At 50.4% G+C, this 20,395-nt stretch carries 18 protein-coding genes and 1 riboswitch; of the genes, 8 read left to right on the forward strand and 10 right to left on the reverse strand.

The window, feature by feature from the left end; genetic code table 11:
- Window positions 1-204: 204 nt before the first annotated feature.
- From hemG to BIZ37_RS02395, 3 genes are read right to left on the reverse strand one after another with little or no spacing between them, the layout of a single operon-like run.
- Window positions 205-729, reverse strand: coding sequence for a menaquinone-dependent protoporphyrinogen IX dehydrogenase (gene hemG, locus BIZ37_RS02385; RefSeq protein WP_187460153.1), 525 nt, complete (start codon window positions 727-729; stop codon window positions 205-207).
- A gap of 19 nt (window positions 730-748) precedes the next feature.
- A complete protein-coding gene (locus BIZ37_RS02390) occupies window positions 749-2,206 on the reverse strand; it encodes a TrkH family potassium uptake protein (RefSeq protein WP_107300865.1) in 1,458 nt (485 codons plus the stop codon).
- A gap of 34 nt (window positions 2,207-2,240) precedes the next feature.
- Window positions 2,241-2,873, reverse strand: a complete 633-nt coding sequence (locus tag BIZ37_RS02395) for a YigZ family protein (RefSeq protein ID WP_187460154.1) — start codon at window positions 2,871-2,873, stop codon at window positions 2,241-2,243.
- 95 nt (window positions 2,874-2,968) lie between these two features.
- On the opposite strand from BIZ37_RS02395, the gene BIZ37_RS02400 reads away from it, so the two are divergent.
- The 4 genes from BIZ37_RS02400 to BIZ37_RS02415 all read left to right on the forward strand — a co-directional run bounded on the left by BIZ37_RS02400 (window position 2,969) and on the right by BIZ37_RS02415 (window position 7,814).
- Window positions 2,969-3,250 (forward strand): hypothetical protein, encoded by a 282-nt coding sequence (locus tag BIZ37_RS02400; protein WP_187460155.1) that lies wholly within the window; start codon window positions 2,969-2,971, stop codon window positions 3,248-3,250.
- Between the two features lie 64 nt (window positions 3,251-3,314).
- Entirely contained in the window at window positions 3,315-5,477 is a 2,163-nt protein-coding gene (gene fadB, locus BIZ37_RS02405; RefSeq protein ID WP_187460156.1) for a fatty acid oxidation complex subunit alpha FadB, read from the forward strand.
- A 27-nt stretch (window positions 5,478-5,504) separates the two neighbouring features.
- On the forward strand, window positions 5,505-6,671 hold the full coding sequence (gene fadA / locus BIZ37_RS02410; protein WP_187460157.1) for an acetyl-CoA C-acyltransferase FadA: 1,167 nt from the start codon (window positions 5,505-5,507) through the stop codon (window positions 6,669-6,671).
- A gap of 162 nt (window positions 6,672-6,833) precedes the next feature.
- Window positions 6,834-7,814, forward strand: a complete 981-nt coding sequence (locus BIZ37_RS02415; RefSeq protein WP_187460158.1) for an MDR family oxidoreductase — start codon at window positions 6,834-6,836, stop codon at window positions 7,812-7,814.
- Between the two features lie 59 nt (window positions 7,815-7,873).
- Here the strand turns inward: BIZ37_RS02415 and BIZ37_RS02420 are convergent, their stop codons facing one another.
- Complete coding sequence (locus BIZ37_RS02420) at window positions 7,874-8,815, reverse strand: LysR family transcriptional regulator (protein ID WP_187460159.1); 942 nt, start codon at window positions 8,813-8,815, stop codon at window positions 7,874-7,876.
- A gap of 147 nt (window positions 8,816-8,962) precedes the next feature.
- Window positions 8,963-9,145 carry a hypothetical protein gene (locus BIZ37_RS02425; RefSeq protein WP_107300859.1) on the reverse strand — a complete coding sequence of 61 codons (183 nt, stop codon included), beginning with the start codon at window positions 9,143-9,145 and terminating at the stop codon, window positions 8,963-8,965.
- Window positions 9,146-9,284: 139 nt separating this feature from the next.
- Here BIZ37_RS02425 and tusA point away from each other — a divergent pair, with 139 nt between their 5' ends.
- Window positions 9,285-9,533 carry a sulfurtransferase TusA gene (tusA, locus tag BIZ37_RS02430; protein WP_107300858.1) on the forward strand — a complete coding sequence of 83 codons (249 nt, stop codon included), beginning with the start codon at window positions 9,285-9,287 and terminating at the stop codon, window positions 9,531-9,533.
- A 59-nt stretch (window positions 9,534-9,592) separates the two neighbouring features.
- On the opposite strand, the gene BIZ37_RS02435 is transcribed toward tusA, so the two are convergent.
- The 3 genes from BIZ37_RS02435 to BIZ37_RS02445 all read right to left on the reverse strand — a co-directional run bounded on the left by BIZ37_RS02435 (window position 9,593) and on the right by BIZ37_RS02445 (window position 11,551).
- Window positions 9,593-9,853 (reverse strand): hypothetical protein, encoded by a 261-nt coding sequence (locus BIZ37_RS02435; RefSeq protein WP_107300857.1) that lies wholly within the window; start codon window positions 9,851-9,853, stop codon window positions 9,593-9,595.
- Window positions 9,854-10,016: 163 nt separating this feature from the next.
- Window positions 10,017-10,574, reverse strand: a complete 558-nt coding sequence (locus tag BIZ37_RS02440) for a TMEM165/GDT1 family protein (protein WP_107300856.1) — start codon at window positions 10,572-10,574, stop codon at window positions 10,017-10,019.
- 94 nt (window positions 10,575-10,668) lie between these two features.
- Window positions 10,669-10,771: riboswitch (yybP-ykoY riboswitch) on the reverse strand.
- 90 nt (window positions 10,772-10,861) lie between these two features.
- Entirely contained in the window at window positions 10,862-11,551 is a 690-nt protein-coding gene (locus BIZ37_RS02445) for an OmpA family protein (RefSeq protein ID WP_107300868.1), read from the reverse strand.
- A gap of 285 nt (window positions 11,552-11,836) precedes the next feature.
- Here BIZ37_RS02445 and glyQ point away from each other — a divergent pair, with 285 nt between their 5' ends.
- The 3 genes from glyQ to BIZ37_RS02460 all read left to right on the forward strand — a co-directional run bounded on the left by glyQ (window position 11,837) and on the right by BIZ37_RS02460 (window position 16,497).
- Window positions 11,837-12,748 carry a glycine--tRNA ligase subunit alpha gene (glyQ, locus tag BIZ37_RS02450; RefSeq protein WP_187460160.1) on the forward strand — a complete coding sequence of 304 codons (912 nt, stop codon included), beginning with the start codon at window positions 11,837-11,839 and terminating at the stop codon, window positions 12,746-12,748.
- Window positions 12,749-12,757: 9 nt separating this feature from the next.
- Complete coding sequence (gene glyS, locus BIZ37_RS02455) at window positions 12,758-14,827, forward strand: glycine--tRNA ligase subunit beta (RefSeq protein ID WP_107300855.1); 2,070 nt, start codon at window positions 12,758-12,760, stop codon at window positions 14,825-14,827.
- 419 nt (window positions 14,828-15,246) lie between these two features.
- Window positions 15,247-16,497, forward strand: a complete 1,251-nt coding sequence (locus tag BIZ37_RS02460) for a valine--pyruvate transaminase (protein WP_187460161.1) — start codon at window positions 15,247-15,249, stop codon at window positions 16,495-16,497.
- A gap of 658 nt (window positions 16,498-17,155) precedes the next feature.
- On the opposite strand, the gene ibpA is transcribed toward BIZ37_RS02460, so the two are convergent.
- Both ibpA and gyrB read right to left on the reverse strand, forming a co-directional pair.
- On the reverse strand, window positions 17,156-17,596 hold the full coding sequence (ibpA, locus tag BIZ37_RS02465) for a small heat shock chaperone IbpA (protein ID WP_107300853.1): 441 nt from the start codon (window positions 17,594-17,596) through the stop codon (window positions 17,156-17,158).
- Between the two features lie 381 nt (window positions 17,597-17,977).
- Entirely contained in the window at window positions 17,978-20,392 is a 2,415-nt protein-coding gene (gyrB, locus tag BIZ37_RS02470; protein ID WP_187460162.1) for a DNA topoisomerase (ATP-hydrolyzing) subunit B, read from the reverse strand.
- Window positions 20,393-20,395 lie beyond the last annotated feature (3 nt).

Raw genomic sequence — 20,395 nt, forward strand, 5'->3', positions numbered from 1 at the left:
ATCATTTCACGAGTGCCCACACAGATTGCATGGTCAAATTGTTAAAGAACAATACTGATTGGTTAGCGGCTTAAGTTGCCGTGCTCCGTGTCAGTGAGGTGGCATTATAGAGAGTTCGATCACGTTGGCAAGGGTCTTTTTTAAAAAAAACAACCAAACTTGACAGTTCGAACAAAAAACAGCCAAAACCATCAAAAAGCCAGCTTAAAAGGCTTTGAACTGGTCTGCAAACGCCTCTACTTTTTGCCAATCCGTATATTCGACTTCCTTACTGGTATCGGTTTCACCACCAGTAATGCGCATAATGAACTGGATCATCACTCGGTCAAACCAACCGTACCGTGGATAACGCAATGCTCCGGCAAAAACGGCTTGCAAAGCGGGTTGCCATGGCGACTTCTTGAGGAACGTCTTCATATAGACACTCGTCTCAGGTGTATTCTTCCCTTCTTTACGGGCTGTCAGGTTTACACAGAAAAAGCCAACTTTATGTTGCTTCAATGCCGCGAGGTTCTGATCGATAAATTGATACAGCTTTTTATTAAGGTGGCCATAACGAATAGAAGCCCCCACCAAGATACGGTCATACTGGTCGAAAGCAACGGCTGGTAGCTCATTGACATCAGCCAACTCACACTGATACCCCTCGCCCAGCGTCTTCTCTATATGGTGCAAAATTTTGATGGTTTGACCATCGCTGCTCGAATGAAGTAATAAGACTTTTTCCACGATGTTTCCTTATCAATTGTTAACTACGCCAAAACGTAGGAGTAAATAGCACCAGCAAGGTAAAGACTTCCAAGCGGCCAAACAACATTGCGATGACCAGCACCCACTTGGCAGGATCGTTAATTTCACCAAAATGCACCGCCACCTCGCCCAGACCCGGGCCCAGGTTGTTCAAGGTTGCCGCAACAGCGGAGAATGCCGTGAGTTCGTCTAAACCGGTAGCAATCAAGGCCAACATACAGATCACAAACACCAAAGCATACGCCGAGAAGAATCCCCAAACCGCATCGACAACTCGCTGTGGTAGAGCTTTATTACCGACCTTGATGGTATATACCGCTCTCGGGTGAACCAATCGCTTGAGTTCCCTGACCCCTTGCAGCAACAGCAGGAACATCCGGATAACCTTTATACCGCCACCCGTCGATCCCGCACAGCCGCCGACAAACGATGAGAACAATAGCAAGACTGGCAAAAACAGTGGCCATTCAGAGAACCCGGTTGTGGTAAAGCCTGCCGTGGTTGATATAGACACGGTTTGGAACAGCGCCTGATCAAACGCATCATGGTATGAGTTATAGGAATGGTGCTTGAGCAGCATGCCGAAACAGATCAGGAACAAAATCAACTGGGATGCAAAGAAAGCCCGGAATTCAGGGTCACGCCAATAGGTTCGCAGGTGAATGCCACCATTGGCAAAAGCCGCAAAGTGCAATGAGAAGTTACAGGCCGAAATCAGCAGGAACACCACGGTGATCATGTTTATCGTCGGGCTGTTGAAATACCCCATACTGGCATCATGGGTAGAAAAACCACCGATAGCCACCGTCGAGAAGCTATGGGCTATGGCATCGAATGCTGTCATTCCAGCCAACCAGAAGGCCAAGGCGCAGCTAATCGTCAAGGCAAGGTAAATGTACCACAGCGCCTTGGCGGTCTCGGCAATACGCGGTGTCATCTTGCTGTCTTTGACCGGCCCCGGGATCTCAGCCCGGTACAGCTGCATACCACCGATTCCCAGTACCGGTAGAATGGCGACGGCCAATACAATGATCCCCATACCGCCAAACCATTGTAGCAACTGGCGATAGAACAATATCGCCTTAGGTAGGTAGTCCAGTCCGACAATCACGGTCGCCCCTGTGGTAGTCAGGGCCGAAAAAGATTCGAAAAAGGAGTCGGTCACTGAGAGATCGGGGGTTTTGGCCAGGATGAAGGGAACAGCACCGGCACTGCCGATTACGGTCCAGAACAGCACCACAATAAGGAAGCCATCCCGCGCCTTCAATTCCCTACGATAGTGCCGGTTAGGCACCCATAGCAATGCACCGCCTGCGAACAGGAGGAAAAAGGTCACGACAAATGGCAGACCAGCACCGTCGCGATAGATAAATGCCACAAGGGCTGGTGCCAGCATGGTGACACTGAACAAGGCGAGCAGTAGCCCGACAATCCGGATTATGGAACGAAATTGCATTGCCTAATCGGCTCTCATATATAGTAGTGAAAAGTTAACAGGACGGCTCTGAACGATCGACTGCACTCACCTGCCCGCCACTGCGACTGAAAAGTGTCGCACTGAATGCCTCGACCTGGCGACGATCAAGTTCAATCACCAAAGTGACCTGTTGGCCATAGTCCGCTTCAACCTGCTGGCCGGCAAACTCTGTCACCAATGACTCCACCAGCGATACCTGATTATACTCGCAGCTGATCAGCAGTTCTGAAGTTATTAACTTTTCTTTGGTTTGTAGCACAGTTAGCGCTTGCTGAACCCCGCCACCATAGGCTTTGACCAAACCACCGGTACCGAGTTTTATTCCTCCCGAGTAACGGGTCACCACTGCAGTGATCTCCCCAACGCCAGAACCACTCAGTTGGGCCAGGATCGGCTTTCCCGCCGTTCCGGATGGTTCGCCGTCATCACTGAAACCCCACTTCATCGAGTCTTCGGGCCGCCCGGCAACAAATGCCCAGCAATTATGCCTGGCATCATGATGCTTATCTTTGATGTGTTGGACAAACGCCTTGGCAGCCTCGACGCTCGGAGTGTGTGCCAGATAGGTAATAAAGCGGCTTTTCTTGATTTCTTCTTCGAAAGTCGCACTGCTAGCCGGGATCAGGTAAGGCTCACTGACGGTCATATGCTGCCGTATTTCTCTGTTATTGATGGAATCTCTCAGGATACCATATCACCGGTAGTTGCTGTATCCACTGGACAGGACAAGGGCTAAAGGGAATGAATAAAAACAAAATCCTTTGGTGGAATAACAACTACCGCTCCGAGCATAAAAATATGCGCCTTGCTATCTATAATTTACTCATTACAACAAAAAAACAACATAACACCACCTCTCCCCTTTCATCCCAACACCCCATTAAGCAACTGAAAATAAAGCAAACAAGCTGCACAAAGACTCAAAAACCACATCCAGTGATGCTTTCAACCACACCAAAAGTTAAACAAATGTTTAAAATAGGTATTGTAATCGTTGCACAACAGGTTCAGACTATTATTTAACCTACTGACAGGTCAAACCAGTTAAATCAAATCCGGCACAGACTGGAACTCATGGAGATAGAAGATGATTTACCAAGGTGAAACCCTATCCGTTCGCTATCTGGAAGATGGCATCGCCGAGCTTAACCTCAATGCACCCGGCGCAATCAACAAGTTCGACCTCAAAACCCTGGAAAGCTTCAATGAAGCCCTCAATGCGCTCTACCATCAGAGTGATTTGAAGGGGCTACTAGTAACCTCAAGCAAAGATGCCTTTGTGGTAGGCGCTGATATCACCGAATTCCTTGGCCTATTTGCCAAACCTGCCGAGGAGTTGTCGCAGTGGGTCACCCATGCCAACGACATCTTCAATAAATTGGAAGACTTACCGGTTCCGACCCTGTCAGCGGTTAATGGCCACGCCCTGGGCGGTGGTTGTGAATGTATTTTGGCGACCGATTTACGCTTGGCAGATAGCAAAGCACGTATTGGCCTACCAGAAACCAAACTCGGTATCATGCCGGGGTTCGGTGGTACCGTTCGCCTGCCACGCCTGATCGGCGCTGATTCGGCAATGGAAATCATTACTGCCGGTAAAGACAAGAAAGCCCTCGATGCCCTCAAACTCGGTATTGTGGATGGTGTTGTCGAGCCAGAGCAACTGCACTCTGCAGCACTGGCTATGCTGAAAGATGCCATCGCCGGTAAACTGGACTGGCAATCCCGCCGAGCACAGAAAAAAGCACCATTGGCGCTGAACAAAATCGAAGCGACCATGAGCTTTACCATGGCCAAGGGTATGGTAGCCCAAGTAGCCGGCCCTCATTACCCCGCGCCGATGGCCGCAGTCAAAACCATCGAGGAAGCAGCCCGTTGTGAGCGTGATGAAGCACTGAAGATTGAAAACAAGCATTTCGTCACTCTTGCCAAAACCGATGTAGCCCAGTCACTGGTCGGGATCTTCCTTAACGACCAATACATCAAAGGCCAAGCCAAGCAAGCGGCTAAAGCCGGACAACCCACCAGCAAGGCTATGGTATTAGGTGCTGGGATCATGGGGGGCGGTATCGCCTACCAGTCCGCCCTCAAAGGGGTACCGGTATTGATGAAAGACATCAGCGACGCTTCACTGGATTTGGGCATGGGTGAAGCGGCTAAACTATTGAACAAACAACTCGAACGCGGCCGTATTGATGGTCTTGGTATGGCTAAAGTACTCGGTGGGATCACTCCGAGCCTGCATTATGCTGGTGCCGAAGAGGCCGATGTAGTGGTAGAAGCCGTGGTCGAGAACCCGAAAATCAAAGCCGCCGTGCTCGGTGAGGTCGAAGGCCTGGTGGGCGACGATACAGTGATCACCTCAAATACTTCCACTATACCAATCAACTTGCTGGCCAAGTCGCTCAAACGCCCAGAAAAATTCTGCGGCATGCACTTCTTCAACCCGGTACATCGCATGCCGCTGGTTGAGATCATCCGAGGCGAACACACATCCGATGAAACCATCAACCGCGTGGTGGCCTATGCCGCCAAAATGGGCAAATCCCCTATCGTGGTCAATGACTGCCCGGGGTTCTTCGTCAACCGCGTGCTATTCCCTTACTTTGCCGGTTTCAGCCTGCTATTGCGTGACGGAGCTGACTTCCAGCAGATCGACAAAGTCATGGAGAAACAGTTCGGTTGGCCAATGGGCCCTGCCTACCTCTTGGATGTCGTCGGTATTGATACCGCGCACCATGCCCAGGCCGTGATGGCCGAAGGCTTCCCAGAGCGTATGGGCAAAGACTACAAAGACGGTGTGGATGTGATGTTCGAAAATGAACGCTACGGCCAGAAGAATGGCAAAGGGTTCTACGCCTACAGTATCGACCGCAAGGGCAAGCCGAAGAAAACGGCGGATCCTGACGTTGGTGATTTAATTGCCCCGGTAACCGGTAATGCGACACCGTACGATGCCGAAGCGATCATCGCCCGAATGATGATCCCAATGATCAACGAAGTGGTGCGCTGCCTCGAGGAAGGGATCATTGCCAGCCCGGCAGAAGCCGATATGGCATTGGTTTATGGCCTCGGCTTCCCTCCATTCCGTGGTGGTGTTTTCCGTTATCTCGATACCCTCGGCCTTGCCAATTATGTCCAGTTGGCTGATAGCTATGCCCACCTTGGTGCCGTTTACGAAGTACCGGCAGGCCTGCGTGAGAAAGCAGAGCAAAACGACCGTTACTACCCAGTACCGAGCAACGCGTAACCATGGCTTAAGGATGAGGAATTGAAAATGAATAACGTTGTAATCGTTGATTGTATCCGTACCCCGATGGGACGCTCTAAAGGCGGCGCTTTCCGCCATGTACGCGCTGAAGATTTATCTGCCCATCTGATGAAAGGCCTGCTGGCTCGCAACCCACAGGTCGACCCTGGCAGTATCGAAGATATCTACTGGGGCTGTGTCCAACAAACACTCGAGCAGGGCTTCAACGTTGGCCGAAATGCGGCGTTGCTGGCCGGTATTCCCCACACTGTCGGCGCGACGACCGTCAACCGCTTGTGTGGCTCCTCGATGCAGGCGCTCCACGATGCCGCCCGCGCCATCATGGTGGGTGACGCTGATACCTGTTTGATTGGTGGTGTTGAACATATGGGCCATGTACCAATGAACCATGGTGTCGACTTCCATCCGGGACTATCGAAATCCGTCGCCAAGGCTGCGGGCATGATGGGGCTTACCGCCGAAATGCTCGGCCGGATGCACGGCATCAACCGTGAAATGCAAGATGCGTTTGCCGCCCGCTCCCACCAACGAGCCCATGCCGCGACCATCGAGGGCCGGTTTGCCAACGAGATCTACCCAACCGAAGGCCATGATGCGGATGGTCGGTTGACCCTATTGAACCATGATGAGGTCATTCGCCCGGAAACAACCGCAGAGTCACTATCGGCACTACGCCCGGTATTCGATCCTGCCAATGGTACCGTCACTGCCGGTTCTTCCTCGGCCCTGTCGGATGGCGCATCAGCCATGTTGGTAATGAGCGAAGACAAAGCCAAGGCCCTTGGCCTGACTATTCGTGCCCGGGTCAAGGCGATGGCGATTGCCGGCTGCGATCCATCCATCATGGGCTATGGACCGGTACCGGCCAGCCAGAAAGCGTTGAAACGCGCCGGTCTATCCATTGAAGATATCGGTATGGTGGAGCTCAACGAAGCTTTTGCGGCCCAGTCACTCCCATGTGCCAAAGATCTCGGTTTGTTGGATGTGGTAGAAGAGAAGGTCAATCTCAATGGTGGGGCCATTGCCCTCGGCCACCCACTAGGCTGCTCGGGCTCGCGTATTTCCACCACCCTGATCAACCTGATGGAACACCACGATGTCCAGTTCGGGCTGGCAACAATGTGTATCGGTCTAGGCCAGGGGATTGCCACTGTTTTTGAACGGGTTGAGTAATCTTTGCGTATAAAAAAAGCCCGCTCCGGCGGGCTTTTTTTGATCTACACCTAACATGTGTACTTTACATAGATTAAATGACTAACTTTCATTTTATTCATAGTTATTTCAGGTCTACACTCATAACCACTTAAGACGCTTGTATTAATTCGGAGCATCCCTATGTTTAAGGCACTGGTTCTAAACCAAGAAGAGAAAAAAACAATTGCGACAATCGAACAGTTGGACGACAGCCACCTTCCTGAAGGTGATGTCCTGATCGATGTTGATTACTCTTCCCTGAACTACAAAGACGGCTTGGCCATCACAGGTAAAGGTAAGATCATCCGCAACTTCCCTATGGTGCCGGGTATCGACCTAGCCGGTACTGTCGTCAGCTCTGAAGATACACGCTACCAAACCGGTGACAAAGTCGTGCTAACTGGCTGGGGTGTGGGTGAAAACCACTGGGGCGGTATGTCACAGCGTGCCCGCCTGAAAGCGGATTGGCTCGTTCCCCTACCAACCGGTATGGATAGCAAGAAAGCCATGATGGTCGGTACTGCCGGTTTCACCGCCATGCTTTGTGTACAAGCGCTACTGGATGCCGATATCAAACCAGAAGCCGGTGAGATCCTAGTGACCGGCGCCAGTGGTGGTGTAGGTTCGGTCGCGGTAACCCTATTGGCCCAACTCGGCTACAAAGTGGCGGCTGTCACTGGCCGTGTTGAACAAAATGGTCCGCTGCTGGAGAAACTTGGTGCTAGCCGTGTTATCGACCGTAGCGAGTTCGAAGAGCCAGCACGCCCGCTAGAAAAACAAGTATGGGCAGGTGCTGTCGATACCGTTGGTAGCAAAGTACTATCGAAAGTACTGGCACAAATGGACTACAACAGCGCAGTTGCCGCGTGTGGTCTAGCAGGTGGTTTTGATTTGCCAACAACCGTTATGCCGTTCATCCTGCGTAACGTACGCCTGCAGGGTGTCGACTCGGTAATGTGCCCAACTGAAAAGCGTATCGCAGCGTGGGAAAAACTGGTTGAGCTACTACCAGAGAGCTTCTACGAGCAGGCTTGTACTGAAGTTGAGCTTGATGCCGCGCCTCAGTATGCCGAAGACATTACCAATGGCCAGGTCACCGGCCGTGTCGTGATCAAGCTGTAACGGCTACTGCGAACGTAACACAAATTATTAAAGCCGGGTTTATCCCGGCTTTCTACTATTTACTCCAACCCCATATCATCAATACGCTTGGCGATCAGTCGGCTGCATTCCTCTTTGACAATCGCCCTTAACCACTCCTGGGCTGGCGAATGTTCGCAGCGCGGGTGCCAGATCATCGAGTAATCAAACGGCGTAAAGGCAAACGGCAAGGGTTTGACCACCAAGTCGTAGCGTTCTGCAACCAGGTAAGCCAAATCCGCAGGCACGGTAATGATCAGCGGCATGGTATCGACAATCGCCAATGCCGCCTCCAGGTGGTAGGCTCGCAAGACCATCTTGCGTTTGGGCTGACCTACCAAGGCTTGCTCAATCAGTGCTTTTACCCCGTCGCTAATTGCAATCATCGCGTGGGGATGAGCGAGATAATCTGACAGGCTCATCTCTTTGTCGGCCAACGGGTGATGCTTGGAGAGCAGGCACAATACACCCACGCGCCCCAATATCTCACTGCGCAGTGGTTCAACCGGCCCGGTCGGACGGCAAATCGCAAGATCAGCCCCTTCATAGGTCAGCTGATCGGCCAACCTGTCATGCTGTAGAGGCAAGAACTCAAACGAGACCTCCGGTGCCTCCTGATATATACGCGGCAGGGCAAACGGCAATATGGTCTGCATGGCGTAATCAGTCGTCGCTATGGCGAAGGTCTGATCGCAACTACGCGGGTCAAATTCGACCGGAGACAACAACTGGCGCAGGGATTCCAAAGGCTCACCCAATGCCCGGTCGAACTCCAGTGCTTTTTCGGTCGGGATCAAGTGTTGGCCCTGACGGGTAAACAGCGGATCGCCTAGCAAGTCGCGTAATCGCCCCAACACCCGACTCATGGCCGACTGGCTCAGGTTCAAGCGGGTCGCAGCCTTGCTGACACTGCTTTCCTCGATCAGTACCCGCAACGCCACCAGCAAATTCAAATCACGGCGATAGATGTCTTCTAATTCCACAATGGCTTACCTTGGCAGGAAAGTTTGGCGTCATTCCAAACAGGATATGACTCAGTCTGGTATTATTTTATCGTCCAGATAAAAAAAATCCCGCTATATAAGCGGGGAAGCCCAAGAAAACTGGGGGAGTGTAGTAGATGTGCAGTGTTAGCTTTCTTCTTCCTCGAGCTCGGGAGAATTGGTGAGCTCTAGCCAAAGTCCTAGCGCGGCGGCAATCAAACCACCAAGCGCAATAAAACTGGTCTCATTCGGCGCACGTAGCATCAGAGAGCAAAACGTAATGAAGCAAAGTACGCTGTAAATAGTCAGGCGATCCATCTGAGTCAACATAGTTCCTCCTAATCCTTCAGAAGACAAACGTTAATGACTTGTTAATAACGTTACACGTTTTGTTTTGATTTGCCAACCCTTATTGATTAATTCTTGCCCATAAGTATGATCACTGTCTTCAACAGAAGATGTAGATGCTATGACCGCTATTTTTGACAATCCCACCCACAGCTTGGAAGCAGAAGGACTTCGCTGCCCGGAGCCTGTGATGATGGTGCGTAAAACCGTAAGGAAAATGGCCGAAGGCGATACCCTGCTCGTCACTGCCGATGACCCTTCTACGACTAGGGATATTCCAAGTTTTTGCCGATTCATGGATCACACCCTGATTGCGGCTGACACCGACAGCCTGCCTTACCGATACTTAATAAGAAAAGGCACCAACTAACCGATCAAAAAAAGGCAGCTCATCGAGCTGCCTTTTTACTATTCGGGAACCTTCAAGGCTCAATCCTCATTACGGTAAGAATCTCGCAGTTGGCGGTTAGCTTTATCGAGCTCGTGGCGAAGTTCGCGGATTTCCTTCTTCATCGGCAGGACATAACGCAGCCTAACCAAGGCATCTACCGAGAGGTACGTCGTCACAATGGCACCAACCACCATCGGCAACCACATATCTGTCAATACCATACCAAGAATATTCAGCGCCAACGCAAAGTTGAATAACCAGAATTGACTCTGGGGCGATATTGCAAGAAAACGGTTCATAACCCCCTCCTATACAGCGGCAACCGTCCAAAGGTACTGGTACCAACATATCACGCCAACTTCCCCGGCACTGCTGCCATGCTCACAATTTAAGTGGTTGTTATCATAGTGTCATCTTAGCTTGTGAACCGGGATGTTCCACGTGGAACACGGTTAGCGAAAGTTACATGCCGAACGCGGCGGCAACAGCAAGACCGAAGAACAAGGCCGCTGTGATCTTTCGAATCAAACCTAACGGCATACGATCAGCGGACAACTTGCCGATCAATACTACTGGTACATTGGCCAACAACATACCAATCGTCGTCCCCAATACTACCCACATCAGTGCATCACTGTATTTCGCGCCAAGCATAGTCGTAGCGACTTGGGTCTTGTCACCGATCTCGGCAATGAAAAAGGCAATGAAACTCGCGACAAACGGCCCACGGTTGGAGATCTCCTCGTCATCATCGAGCTTATCAGGGATCAGAATCCAGCCGGCCATAACGACAAAGCTCACCACCAATACCCACTTAAGTACTTCTGGCGTTAGGTAGTCAGCAACAACCACACCGAGCCAGGCAGCCAATGCATGGTTGGCAATAGTGGCAAAGAAGATCGCCAGAATAATAGGGATTGGTTTGCGGTAGCGGCTAGCAAGCAGCAAAGACAACAATTGGGTTTTATCGCCAATTTCTGCCAAGGCAACCGACGTAATAGAGATAGCTAAAACACTCACGACATGCTCTTCGGGGCGAGGAAAATTTAAAAAAACCACAGGTAAACGCACATGCCCCACCCCGGTTCATGCTGGTTTACCGATGGTCTCGCCAAACTCACTAGTAGGATAAACGTGAGTCACAAACGCCATGAAGATTTTGCTTCAATTATGTTGACGCTTGTCTTGTCAGGACAAGAGGCTACTCCCCAAAGGTGCGGCAATTCTACACATAGCTCAGGCTAAGTACAAGGTACAAAAAAGGGCCCATTAGGGCCCTTTTTCCAACCAAGATAATTCTTGTGGAATTAACCTTGAGGAGACAGCACGATTTCTACTCGGCGGTTCTGGGCACGGCCCTGCTCGTTTTCGTTAGACGCGATCGGGTGTGATTCACCCATACCTTTGGTCACGATACGGTTGCTGGCTACACCACCACGCATCAGCTCGTTACTTACTTCGCTAGCACGAACCTGGGACAGGCGTAGGTTGTAAGATGCCGCACCTGTACTATCAGTAAAACCGTAAACATTTAGCATGGTTTCATCGTATTCTTTGGCCACCAAGGCCACACTGCTAAGGGCGTTCTTAGCCTGGCCACTCAGCGCGGTGTCATCAACACCAAAGGTAATGGTGTTAGGCATGTTCAGGACAATATTGTCGCCGTCACGGGTTACGCTGATACCGGTAGATTGCAGTTGTTTGCGCAGTTCAGCTTCCTGCACATCCATGTAGTAACCGATACCGCCACCCAGCGCAGCACCGGAAGCCGCACCAATCAGGGCACCCTTACCACGGTCGCTCTTGCTCGAAGACGCAGCACCGATAGCAGCACCAGCCACCGCACCAATGATTGAGCCACTGGTCGCTTTCGCTGTTTGATCTTCACCTGTGTAAGGGTTAGTTGTTGAACAACCTGTCGCAACCACAGCCGTTGCCGTAGCAAACACCAGGTTACGAATCCATTTGCTAGATTTAGCGCGATTAGTCAAATCCATATTGTTTACCTTTCTTATTCTCGGCTCTAGGCCGATGTCATTGTGTGCAGCGTCTTTGGCAAGCCAAAGCTGTTCATTGGCGGCAATATTGTATCTGCCTGCAGAGAGCTGATATCAGAACAATGTCAAAAAACTTCATACCCTGACAAGCCAAGCCTATTAATTTAAGCAAATTCACCAAAGATGGCCAAAAAACATGCACTCCCCCTACTAGCTACGAGGCTGCCGAGGTATACTGGATTGTTACTAAAAATCTCTCAATCCATTAATCACGCGAAGCTGACAATGCAGAAATACGATATTAAAACCTTTCAGGGCATGATCCTCGCGCTGCAGGATTACTGGGGCCAACAGGGTTGTACTATTGTGCAACCTCTGGACATGGAAGTAGGTGCAGGTACCTCTCACCCTATGACGTGTCTTCGTGCTCTGGGTCCAGAACCTATTGCAGCAGCGTATGTACAACCATCGCGCCGACCTACTGATGGCCGCTACGGTGAAAACCCGAACCGCCTTCAGCACTACTACCAGTTCCAGGTGATCATCAAGCCATCACCGGACAATATCCAGGAGCTATACCTAGGTTCACTAGAAGCCCTTGGCATCGACACCCAAGTCCACGATATCCGTTTCGTAGAAGATAACTGGGAAAACCCAACACTAGGTGCTTGGGGTCTTGGCTGGGAAGTATGGCTAAACGGCATGGAAGTGACCCAGTTCACTTACTTCCAGCAAGTCGGTGGCCTTGAGTGTAAGCCGGTAACAGGCGAAATCACTTACGGTATCGAGCGTCTTGCAATGTACATCCAGGGTGTTGACTCGGTGTACGACCTAGTCTGGACAGACGGCCCGCTAGGTAAAGTGACATACGGTGATATCTTCCACCAGAACGAAGTTGAGCAATCGACTTACAACTTTGAATACGCAGACGTAGACTTCCTTTTCACTTTCTTCGACCAGTGCGAGAAAGAGTGTCAGGAGCTACTAGCACTAGAGAAACCTCTACCGCTACCTGCTTACGAACGTATTCTAAAAGCAGGCCATGCATTCAACCTTCTTGATGCACGCAAAGCTGTTTCTGTTACAGAGCGTCAGCGCTACATCCTGCGTATCCGTAACCTCACCAAGCAAGTGGCTGAAGCTTACTATGCTTCACGTGAAGCACTCGGCTTCCCAATGTGCAAAACAGACAAGTAAGGATCACGCATGGCTGAACACAATTTCCTTATTGAACTTGGTACCGAAGAGCTACCGCCAACGGCACTACGCACATTGGCTGAAGCGTTTGCGACCAACTTCGAAGCTGAGTTAAAAGCAGCGGATCTCCCACACCAGGGTGTGAAGTGGTTTGCTTCCCCTCGCCGCCTTGCGCTAAAGGTAGCTGGCCTTGCTGAAAACCAACCTGACAAGGTGGTTGAAAAGCGTGGTCCTGCTGTCTCTGTGGCATTCGATGCTGAAGGCAATGCAACCAAAGCGGCTCAAGGCTGGGCGCGTGGTAACGGCATTACCGTTGACCAAGCTGACCGTCTTGTTACCGACAAAGGCGAGTGGCTACTGTTCAAGCAAGAAGTCAAAGGCCAAGCGGCTGACGCACTGCTATGTGACATGGCGGCCAATGCCCTAGCCAAACTGCCAATCCCTAAGCCAATGCGCTGGGGCGACAAAGACACCCAGTTTATCCGTCCGGTTAAAACCCTGACCATGCTACTGGGTGACAAATTGATCCCTGGTACAATTCTGGGCGTTGAATCTGCACGCACTATCCGTGGCCACCGTTTCATGGGCGAAGCTGAGTTTACTATCGACAATGCCGATCAGTACCCAGCTATCCTGGAAGAGCGCGGCAAGGTAATGGCTGATTACGAAGCACGTAAAGCTATCATCCTAGCGGATGCCCAGAAAGCAGCTGAAGCGGTTGGTGGTAAAGCTGACCTTGAAGATGAGCTAGTCGAAGAAGTCACGTCTCTGGTTGAATGGCCAGTAGTATTGACTGCATCTTTCGAGGAAGACTTCCTCAACGTTCCGTCTGAAGCGCTGGTTTACACCATGAAAGGTGACCAGAAGTACTTCCCGGTTTACGACGCTGAAGGCAACTTGGTACCGAAGTTCATCTTCGTAACCAACATCATCTCGAAAGATCCTCAGCAAATCATCGAAGGTAACGAGAAAGTTGTCCGCCCTCGCCTTGCTGATGCAGAGTTCTTCTTCAACACCGACCGTAAGCGCCCGCTGATCGATCGTCTGCCTGAACTAGAAACGGCTATCTTCCAGAAGCAGCTGGGTACCATCAAAGACAAGACTGACCGTATCACAGAGCTAGCTGGTTACATTGCCGAGAAGATCGATGCCGATGTGACTAACGCCAAGCGTGCTGGCCTGCTAGCCAAGTGTGACCTAATGACCTCTATGGTATTCGAATTTACCGATACCCAGGGTGTAATGGGCATGCACTACGCTCGCCATGATGGTGAAGCAGAAGAAGTGGCACTAGCACTAAACGAGCAATACATGCCACGTTTTGCCGGTGACGAACTACCAAGCACTGGTGTTTCAGCTTCCGTTGCAATGGCAGACAAGCTAGATACGCTAGTGGGTATCTTTGGTATTGGCCAGGCTCCTAAAGGCTCTGACCCATTTGCCCTTCGCCGTGCTGCACTGGGTGTGTTGCGCATCATCGTTGAGAAAGGCTACAACCTAGACTTGGTTGACCTGATTGCCAAAGCGCAATCACTATTCGGCGATAAGCTAACTAACGCCAATGTGGCAGACGAAGTGATCGACTTCATGCTAGGCCGCTTCCGTGCTTGGTACCAGGACGAAGGCCACAGCGTGGATGTTATCCAGGCGGTACTGGCACTACGTCCTACCCAACCAGCTGATTTCGACAAGCGTGTTAAAGCGGTAACCCACTTCCGCTCTCTAGATGCTGCTGAATCACTGGCTGCTGCTAACAAGCGTGTAGGTAACATCCTAGCGAAATTTGACGGTGAGCTGGCGGCAGATGTAGATAGCAGCCTATTGGTTGAAGATGCAGAGAAAGCATTGGCGACTGATATTGCATCAACACTAGCACAGCTTGCACCTGTCTTTGCCGAAGGTGATTACCAGCAAGCATTGTCTGAGCTGGCTAACCTGCGCGAGCCAGTTGATGCGTTCTTCGATAACGTAATGGTTATGGCCGATGACGAGAAACTAAAAGTGAACCGTCTGACTATGCTGAACCAGCTACGTAACGAGTTCCTAAAAGTGGCTGATATTTCGCTACTACAAAAGTAATCGCGAACTCGCTAATTGTAATCTCAAGCCCCGGTTTAACCCGGGGCTTTTTTTGGCCGTTGCCGCACCTCGAAGTATTCATCCTCACCTATTTCCTTTCCTAAACAAAGATCATGTTCCCAGCCAAATTAAACCCAGCGCCAACTTCGCTGTTTCACGTGAAACGCAGTAACAATAGCACTTCAAATCTACACCGTTTCACGTGGAACAATATAGTAATCAATATCAGAACCTGCGCAGCTAGACTATGAATTGAAGCAGAGATCCTCTCTGAGATGGCAGCAAAATGATGGGAAGGGAATCTAGTGTTACAAAGGGTTTAATAAAACGCTTTGTTAAGGTATGTTGACGAACAGCACAACATAAACCATAACCATATCGCATAAGATAAACACAACGCCCCGAGGTCAGAAGTAAAGATGGAGTTTTCTACATTTGGTGACAAGTTCGCCCGCTACTCAGGTATCACCCAGTTAATGGATGATTTGAACGATGGATTACGCAACCCCGATGCCATCATGCTCGGTGGCGGTAACCCAGCCCAAATCCCTGAAATGGTAGAGTACTTCAACCAGATCTGCAGCCAGATGGCGGCAACGGGTGAGCTGACGCAGGCACTGACCAATTACGACGGCCCGCAGGGCAAAAATATTTTTATCAATGCCCTCGCCGAACTTTTAAAATCCCGTTACGGATGGGACATCAGTGCCAAGAATATCGCGCTGACCAACGGGAGCCAAAGCGCCTTCTTCAACCTGTTTAACCTATTGGCTGGCCAGTTCAAAGACGGCAAAAAGAAGAAAATCTTGCTGCCATTGGCACCGGAGTACATCGGCTATGGGGACTCGGGTTTGAGCGAAGAGATGTTTATCTCATACAAGCCTGAAATCAGCCTACTTGAAAATGGCCTGTTCAAATACCATGTGGACTTCAAGCACCTGGTGGTTGATGACAGTATCGGTGCCATCTGTGCCTCGCGCCCGACCAACCCCACGGGGAATGTCCTGACCGACGAAGAAATCCACCACCTTGACCAGTTGGCACGTGAACACCAGATCCCACTGATCATTGATAACGCCTACGGCATGCCGTTCCCGGACATTATTTTTGAAGATGTCACTCCATTCTGGAACGACAACACTATCTTGTGTATGAGCTTATCAAAACTGGGCTTGCCCGGTGTCCGTTGCGGAATTGTGGTTGCCAGCGAGGAAGTTGCTACAGCGATAGCGAACATGAATGGCGTACTGAGCCTGGCACCGGGCAGTGTCGGCCCAGCTATCGGTTACAAGATGATTGAGCAAAATGACCTAATGCGCCTCAGTGAAGATGTCATCAAACCTTTCTACCTGCGCAAGTCCAAGCATGCGGTAGAAATGCTACAACAGGCTATTACTGACTCCCGATTTAGGATCCACAAACCCGAAGGCGCGATGTTCCTGTGGCTATGGTTCAAGGATTTGCCAATCAGTACTATGGAATTATATCGCCGCCTGAAAGCCCGGGGGGTGCTCATTGTGCCAGGGGAATATTTCTTTATTGGCCTTGATGACGACTGGCAGCACGGCCACGAATGCCTGCGGATGAACTACGTACAAGAGGATGAGGTAATGCGTAAGGGCATTGCTATCATTGCTGAGGAAGTAGAAAAAGCCTACCAGGAGCACTAACCCTCCAGTGCTTACATCGATGCAATTTATACAGGCTACTTCGGGTAGCCTGTTTTGTTTTCTCCACCAACAAAAGAGCTCAATAAACAAGGTGGCTTGCTACAAAAGCAAACGCATTTAAGTATGCTCCCACCAGCACCTTATTGACATGATGCTGATAACACAGGACTCCATCTCTAACGAGCAAACTGTTCGTACTCCATTAGCTGTAATTATTCCGTGCAGATAACATCATCACCTGCCCTCCCTTCTCAGGTTTAGTCTTCTCGAACATGTGAGCATCGCATTGGTTTGTTGGTATAAGAAGAATGGCTTCTCTTGAAGTTTGCTCTTTATTAGATAGCTTTATCTTTCCAAGCAAAGTTTCACGTGAAACAGGAAGACAGGGATTTAAGCTAATTACGGAGATGAACGGATGACCTATCCTTACCAAGTAGCCTTTGTAAACGTAGAGCATCCTAACCAAGGTACTGGCTTTGAAACTGATCAGGCTGTTCCCCCTTAAACGTTACTTCAAGGTTAACCGGGCATGAGCCGGAGGTATCCACCAACGAGTGATAGTCGATTAAAACAAAGGCTAGGAAAAGGGAGAATAAAAAAAGGCCAGCACGCTGGCTGACCTTTCACACCTCTAACGGAATACTGTCACCATATGGGATTACTCGCTTTCAAGCAGGCGGCGACCGTTGATCGCAATCTTACGCGGCTTCTGCTCTTCAGGGATCTCGCGCTCAAGATCAATATGCAGCAGGCCGTTTTCCATCTCGGCACCGACCACTTTTACATAATCAGCCAACTGGAACTTACGCTCAAAGTCACGCTCAGCAATGCCTTGGTACAGGTACTGGCGTTCTGCCTCACCATTTGCTTCGCGGGTACCACGCACAATCAATTTGTTCTGTTGCTGGGTAATATCCAATTGCTCGTCGGCAAAGCCTGCCACAGCCATGGTAATACGGTAGTGGTTTTCATCTTGCTGTTCGATGTTGTATGGCGGGTAACCGGCATTTGCGTTGGTTGCCGATTTCTCCATTTGGTTGAATAGGCGATCGAAGCCGATAGCAGAGCGGTATAGAGGAGTGAAATCTAGGTTACGCATAAACTTTATCCTTCTTATGAAGCAATATATTAAACGATTGAATTGTCGAAGTGGCTTTCCTTCTGCGGACAAGCCGGTCGCAGGCCCAATCTATGGCACCTTGCTCTTCATAAATAGATATAGGGTCATCACAACGCGATTCCAACCCCGGCAATAAAATTTTTTATCCGTGCATCCACCAACGCAATAACGGACGGGCAGTAAGGACATAAATAGTGGTAAAAAAGTAGTGTAAGAACAATATTGATTGCGTTCAAACTTAGGGAGTAGCCCGCCTCCCCTACGGTTTGTTACTGAAAGTCATTTCTAGCAAGATGGCAAAGATAAAAAAACGCCGCACTAAGTGCGGCGTTTCTAAGCTGAATCAAGGTACGCTGTTAATTACACGTCCAGGTTCGCATTCAGGGCGTTCGCCTCGATGAAGTTACGACGCGGCTCTACGTGATCACCCATGAGTGTTGTGAACAGCTCATCCGCAGCAACTGCATCGTTGATGGTTACCTGCATCATACGGCGCGTTTCAGGATCCATAGTGGTTTCCCAAAGCTGCTCAGGGTTCATCTCACCCAGACCTTTGTATCGCTGTAGCGACAGGCCGCGGCGGGACTCTTTAATCAACCACTCCAATGCTTCCTTGAAACTACTTACCGGTTGCTTGCGCTCGCCACGCTGTACGTAGGCAGACTCTTCAAGCAGTTCGAACAAAGCTTCTGACAATGATGCCAGCTTGCCGTACTCTTTCGAGTTAAGCAGGTCGGCACTTAGCAGGTATTCATGTTCCACACCGTGGGTACGAACGATCACTTTCGGCAGGTACAGGCCCTGCTCTTCGTCACGAACCACTGCGTAGGTATACTGGCTCTCGCCAGATTGCTTAGCATTCAACGCAGCAACCAACGCCTTGCTCCAAGCTTCAACATCAGCTTCGTTACTAAGCATCTCTGCCGCCAAACGAGGCTGGTAAGTAAACTCGTTCAGCATCAGCGTCGGGTAACGACGGCTCATACGCTCGATTAGCTTGTTCGCGCCGTTGAACTGCTTAACCAAAGATTCCAGTGCTTCACCAGAAATTGCAGGAGCACCCTCAGCGGTAAACAGCGCAGCATTATCCAGTGCCAAAGCAACCTGGTACTGGCCCATGTCCTCGTCATCCTGGATGTACTGCTCCTGTTTGCCCTTCTTCACCTTGTAAAGCGGTGGCTGGGCGATGTAGATATGACCACGTTCGATCAGCTCAGGCATCTGACGGTAGAAGAATGTCAGCAGTAGCGTACGGATGTGGGAACCATCGACATCGGCATCGGTCATGATGATGATGTTGTGGTAACGCAGTTTATCCGGGTTGTACTCGTCACGGCCGATACCACAGCCCATCGCGGTGATCAGTGTTGCGACTTCCTGAGAAGACAGCATCTTGTCGAAGCGGGCTTTCTCAACGTTCAGGATCTTACCTTTCAGAGGTAGGATAGCCTGGTTCTTACGGTTACGACCCTGCTTGGCACTACCGCCCGCAGAGTCACCCTCCACAATGTAGAGTTCAGAAAGGGCTGGGTCTTTTTCCTGACAGTCAGCCAGTTTGCCTGGCAGACCAGCCAAGTCCAGCGCACCTTTACGGCGAGTCATTTCACGTGCTTTACGCGCCGCTTCACGGGCACGAGAGGCATCGATAATCTTGGTACAAACTGTTTTGGCATCCGCTGGGTTTTCCAACAGGAACTCGCTCAGTTTCTCACCCATGGTTGATTCAACCGCAGGCTTCACTTCACTCGATACCAGTTTGTCTTTGGTCTGGCTTGAGAACTTAGGATCTGGCACTTTCACCGAGACAACCGCAGTCAGACCTTCACGGGCATCATCACCCGATGTCGCGGTTTTGGCTTTCTTCGAATAACCTTCCTTATCCATGAAGTTATTCAGGGTACGGGTCAATGCACCACGGAAACCAGCAAGGTGGGTACCACCATCGCGCTGCGGGATGTTGTTGGTGAAACAGTAGATGTTTTCCTGGAAGCCATCATTCCACTGCATCGCCACTTCAACACCGATGCCATCTTCGCGGGTAAACTCGAAGTGGAACACTTTCGGGTGGATTGGCGTTTTGTTGCGGTTAAGGTGTTCAACGAAAGCACGGATACCACCTTCGTACATGAAGTGGTCCTGCTTGTCTTCCTCACGCTCGTCAATCAACTTGATCGACACGCCTGAGTTTAGGAACGACAGTTCGCGTAGGCGCTTAGCCAGGATTTCATATTGGAATTCAATATTGCTGAAAGTCTCTGCGCTCGGCCAGAAACGGATACGGGTACCGGTTTTCTCGGTTTCACCAATAATACCCAGTGGCGCCTGAGGCTCGCCATGGTGGTAAACCTGCTGGTGGATAGAACCACCACGGTTGATAGTTAGCTCAACTTTTTCGGACAGGGCGTTAACAACAGAAACACCTACCCCGTGCAAACCACCAGAAACCTTGTACGAGTTGTCATCGAACTTACCACCGGCGTGAAGTACCGTCATGATAACTTCCGCTGCCGACACGCCTTCTTCAGGGTGCATTTCAGTCGGGATACCACGACCATCATCACTTACAGACACAGAACCATCTTCGTGGATAGTGACGATGATATCTTCACAGTGGCCAGCAAGAGCTTCGTCGATAGAGTTATCGACTACCTCAAATACCATGTGGTGCAAGCCTGTACCGTCATCGGTATCGCCAATATACATCCCTGGGCGCTTACGTACCGCATCAAGGCCCTTAAGTACCTTGATACTTGATGAATCGTAGTTGTTGGACATTGA

Source organism: Photobacterium sp. BZF1, assembly GCF_014349205.1.
Classification (GTDB): Bacteria; Pseudomonadota; Gammaproteobacteria; order Enterobacterales; family Vibrionaceae; genus Photobacterium.

What these genes read in the sequence shown, in the direction of transcription:
- BIZ37_RS02390 (WP_107300865.1), bottom strand. Translation starts at nt 2,206, where the DNA reads ATGCAATTTCGTTCCATAATCCGGATTGTCGGGCTACTGCTCGCCTTG.
- BIZ37_RS02395 (WP_187460154.1), bottom strand. Translation starts at nt 2,873, where the DNA reads ATGACCGTCAGTGAGCCTTACCTGATCCCGGCTAGCAGTGCGACTTTC.
- BIZ37_RS02400 (WP_187460155.1), top strand. Translation starts at nt 2,969, where the DNA reads ATGAATAAAAACAAAATCCTTTGGTGGAATAACAACTACCGCTCCGAG.
- fadB (WP_187460156.1), top strand. Translation starts at nt 3,315, where the DNA reads ATGATTTACCAAGGTGAAACCCTATCCGTTCGCTATCTGGAAGATGGC.
- fadA (WP_187460157.1), top strand. Translation starts at nt 5,505, where the DNA reads ATGAATAACGTTGTAATCGTTGATTGTATCCGTACCCCGATGGGACGC.
- BIZ37_RS02415 (WP_187460158.1), top strand. Translation starts at nt 6,834, where the DNA reads ATGTTTAAGGCACTGGTTCTAAACCAAGAAGAGAAAAAAACAATTGCG.
- BIZ37_RS02425 (WP_107300859.1), bottom strand. Translation starts at nt 9,145, where the DNA reads ATGTTGACTCAGATGGATCGCCTGACTATTTACAGCGTACTTTGCTTC.
- tusA (WP_107300858.1), top strand. Translation starts at nt 9,285, where the DNA reads ATGACCGCTATTTTTGACAATCCCACCCACAGCTTGGAAGCAGAAGGA.
- BIZ37_RS02435 (WP_107300857.1), bottom strand. Translation starts at nt 9,853, where the DNA reads ATGAACCGTTTTCTTGCAATATCGCCCCAGAGTCAATTCTGGTTATTC.
- BIZ37_RS02445 (WP_107300868.1), bottom strand. Translation starts at nt 11,551, where the DNA reads ATGGATTTGACTAATCGCGCTAAATCTAGCAAATGGATTCGTAACCTG.
- glyQ (WP_187460160.1), top strand. Translation starts at nt 11,837, where the DNA reads ATGCAGAAATACGATATTAAAACCTTTCAGGGCATGATCCTCGCGCTG.
- glyS (WP_107300855.1), top strand. Translation starts at nt 12,758, where the DNA reads ATGGCTGAACACAATTTCCTTATTGAACTTGGTACCGAAGAGCTACCG.
- BIZ37_RS02460 (WP_187460161.1), top strand. Translation starts at nt 15,247, where the DNA reads ATGGAGTTTTCTACATTTGGTGACAAGTTCGCCCGCTACTCAGGTATC.
- ibpA (WP_107300853.1), bottom strand. Translation starts at nt 17,596, where the DNA reads ATGCGTAACCTAGATTTCACTCCTCTATACCGCTCTGCTATCGGCTTC.
- gyrB (WP_187460162.1), bottom strand. Translation starts at nt 20,392, where the DNA reads ATGTCCAACAACTACGATTCATCAAGTATCAAGGTACTTAAGGGCCTT.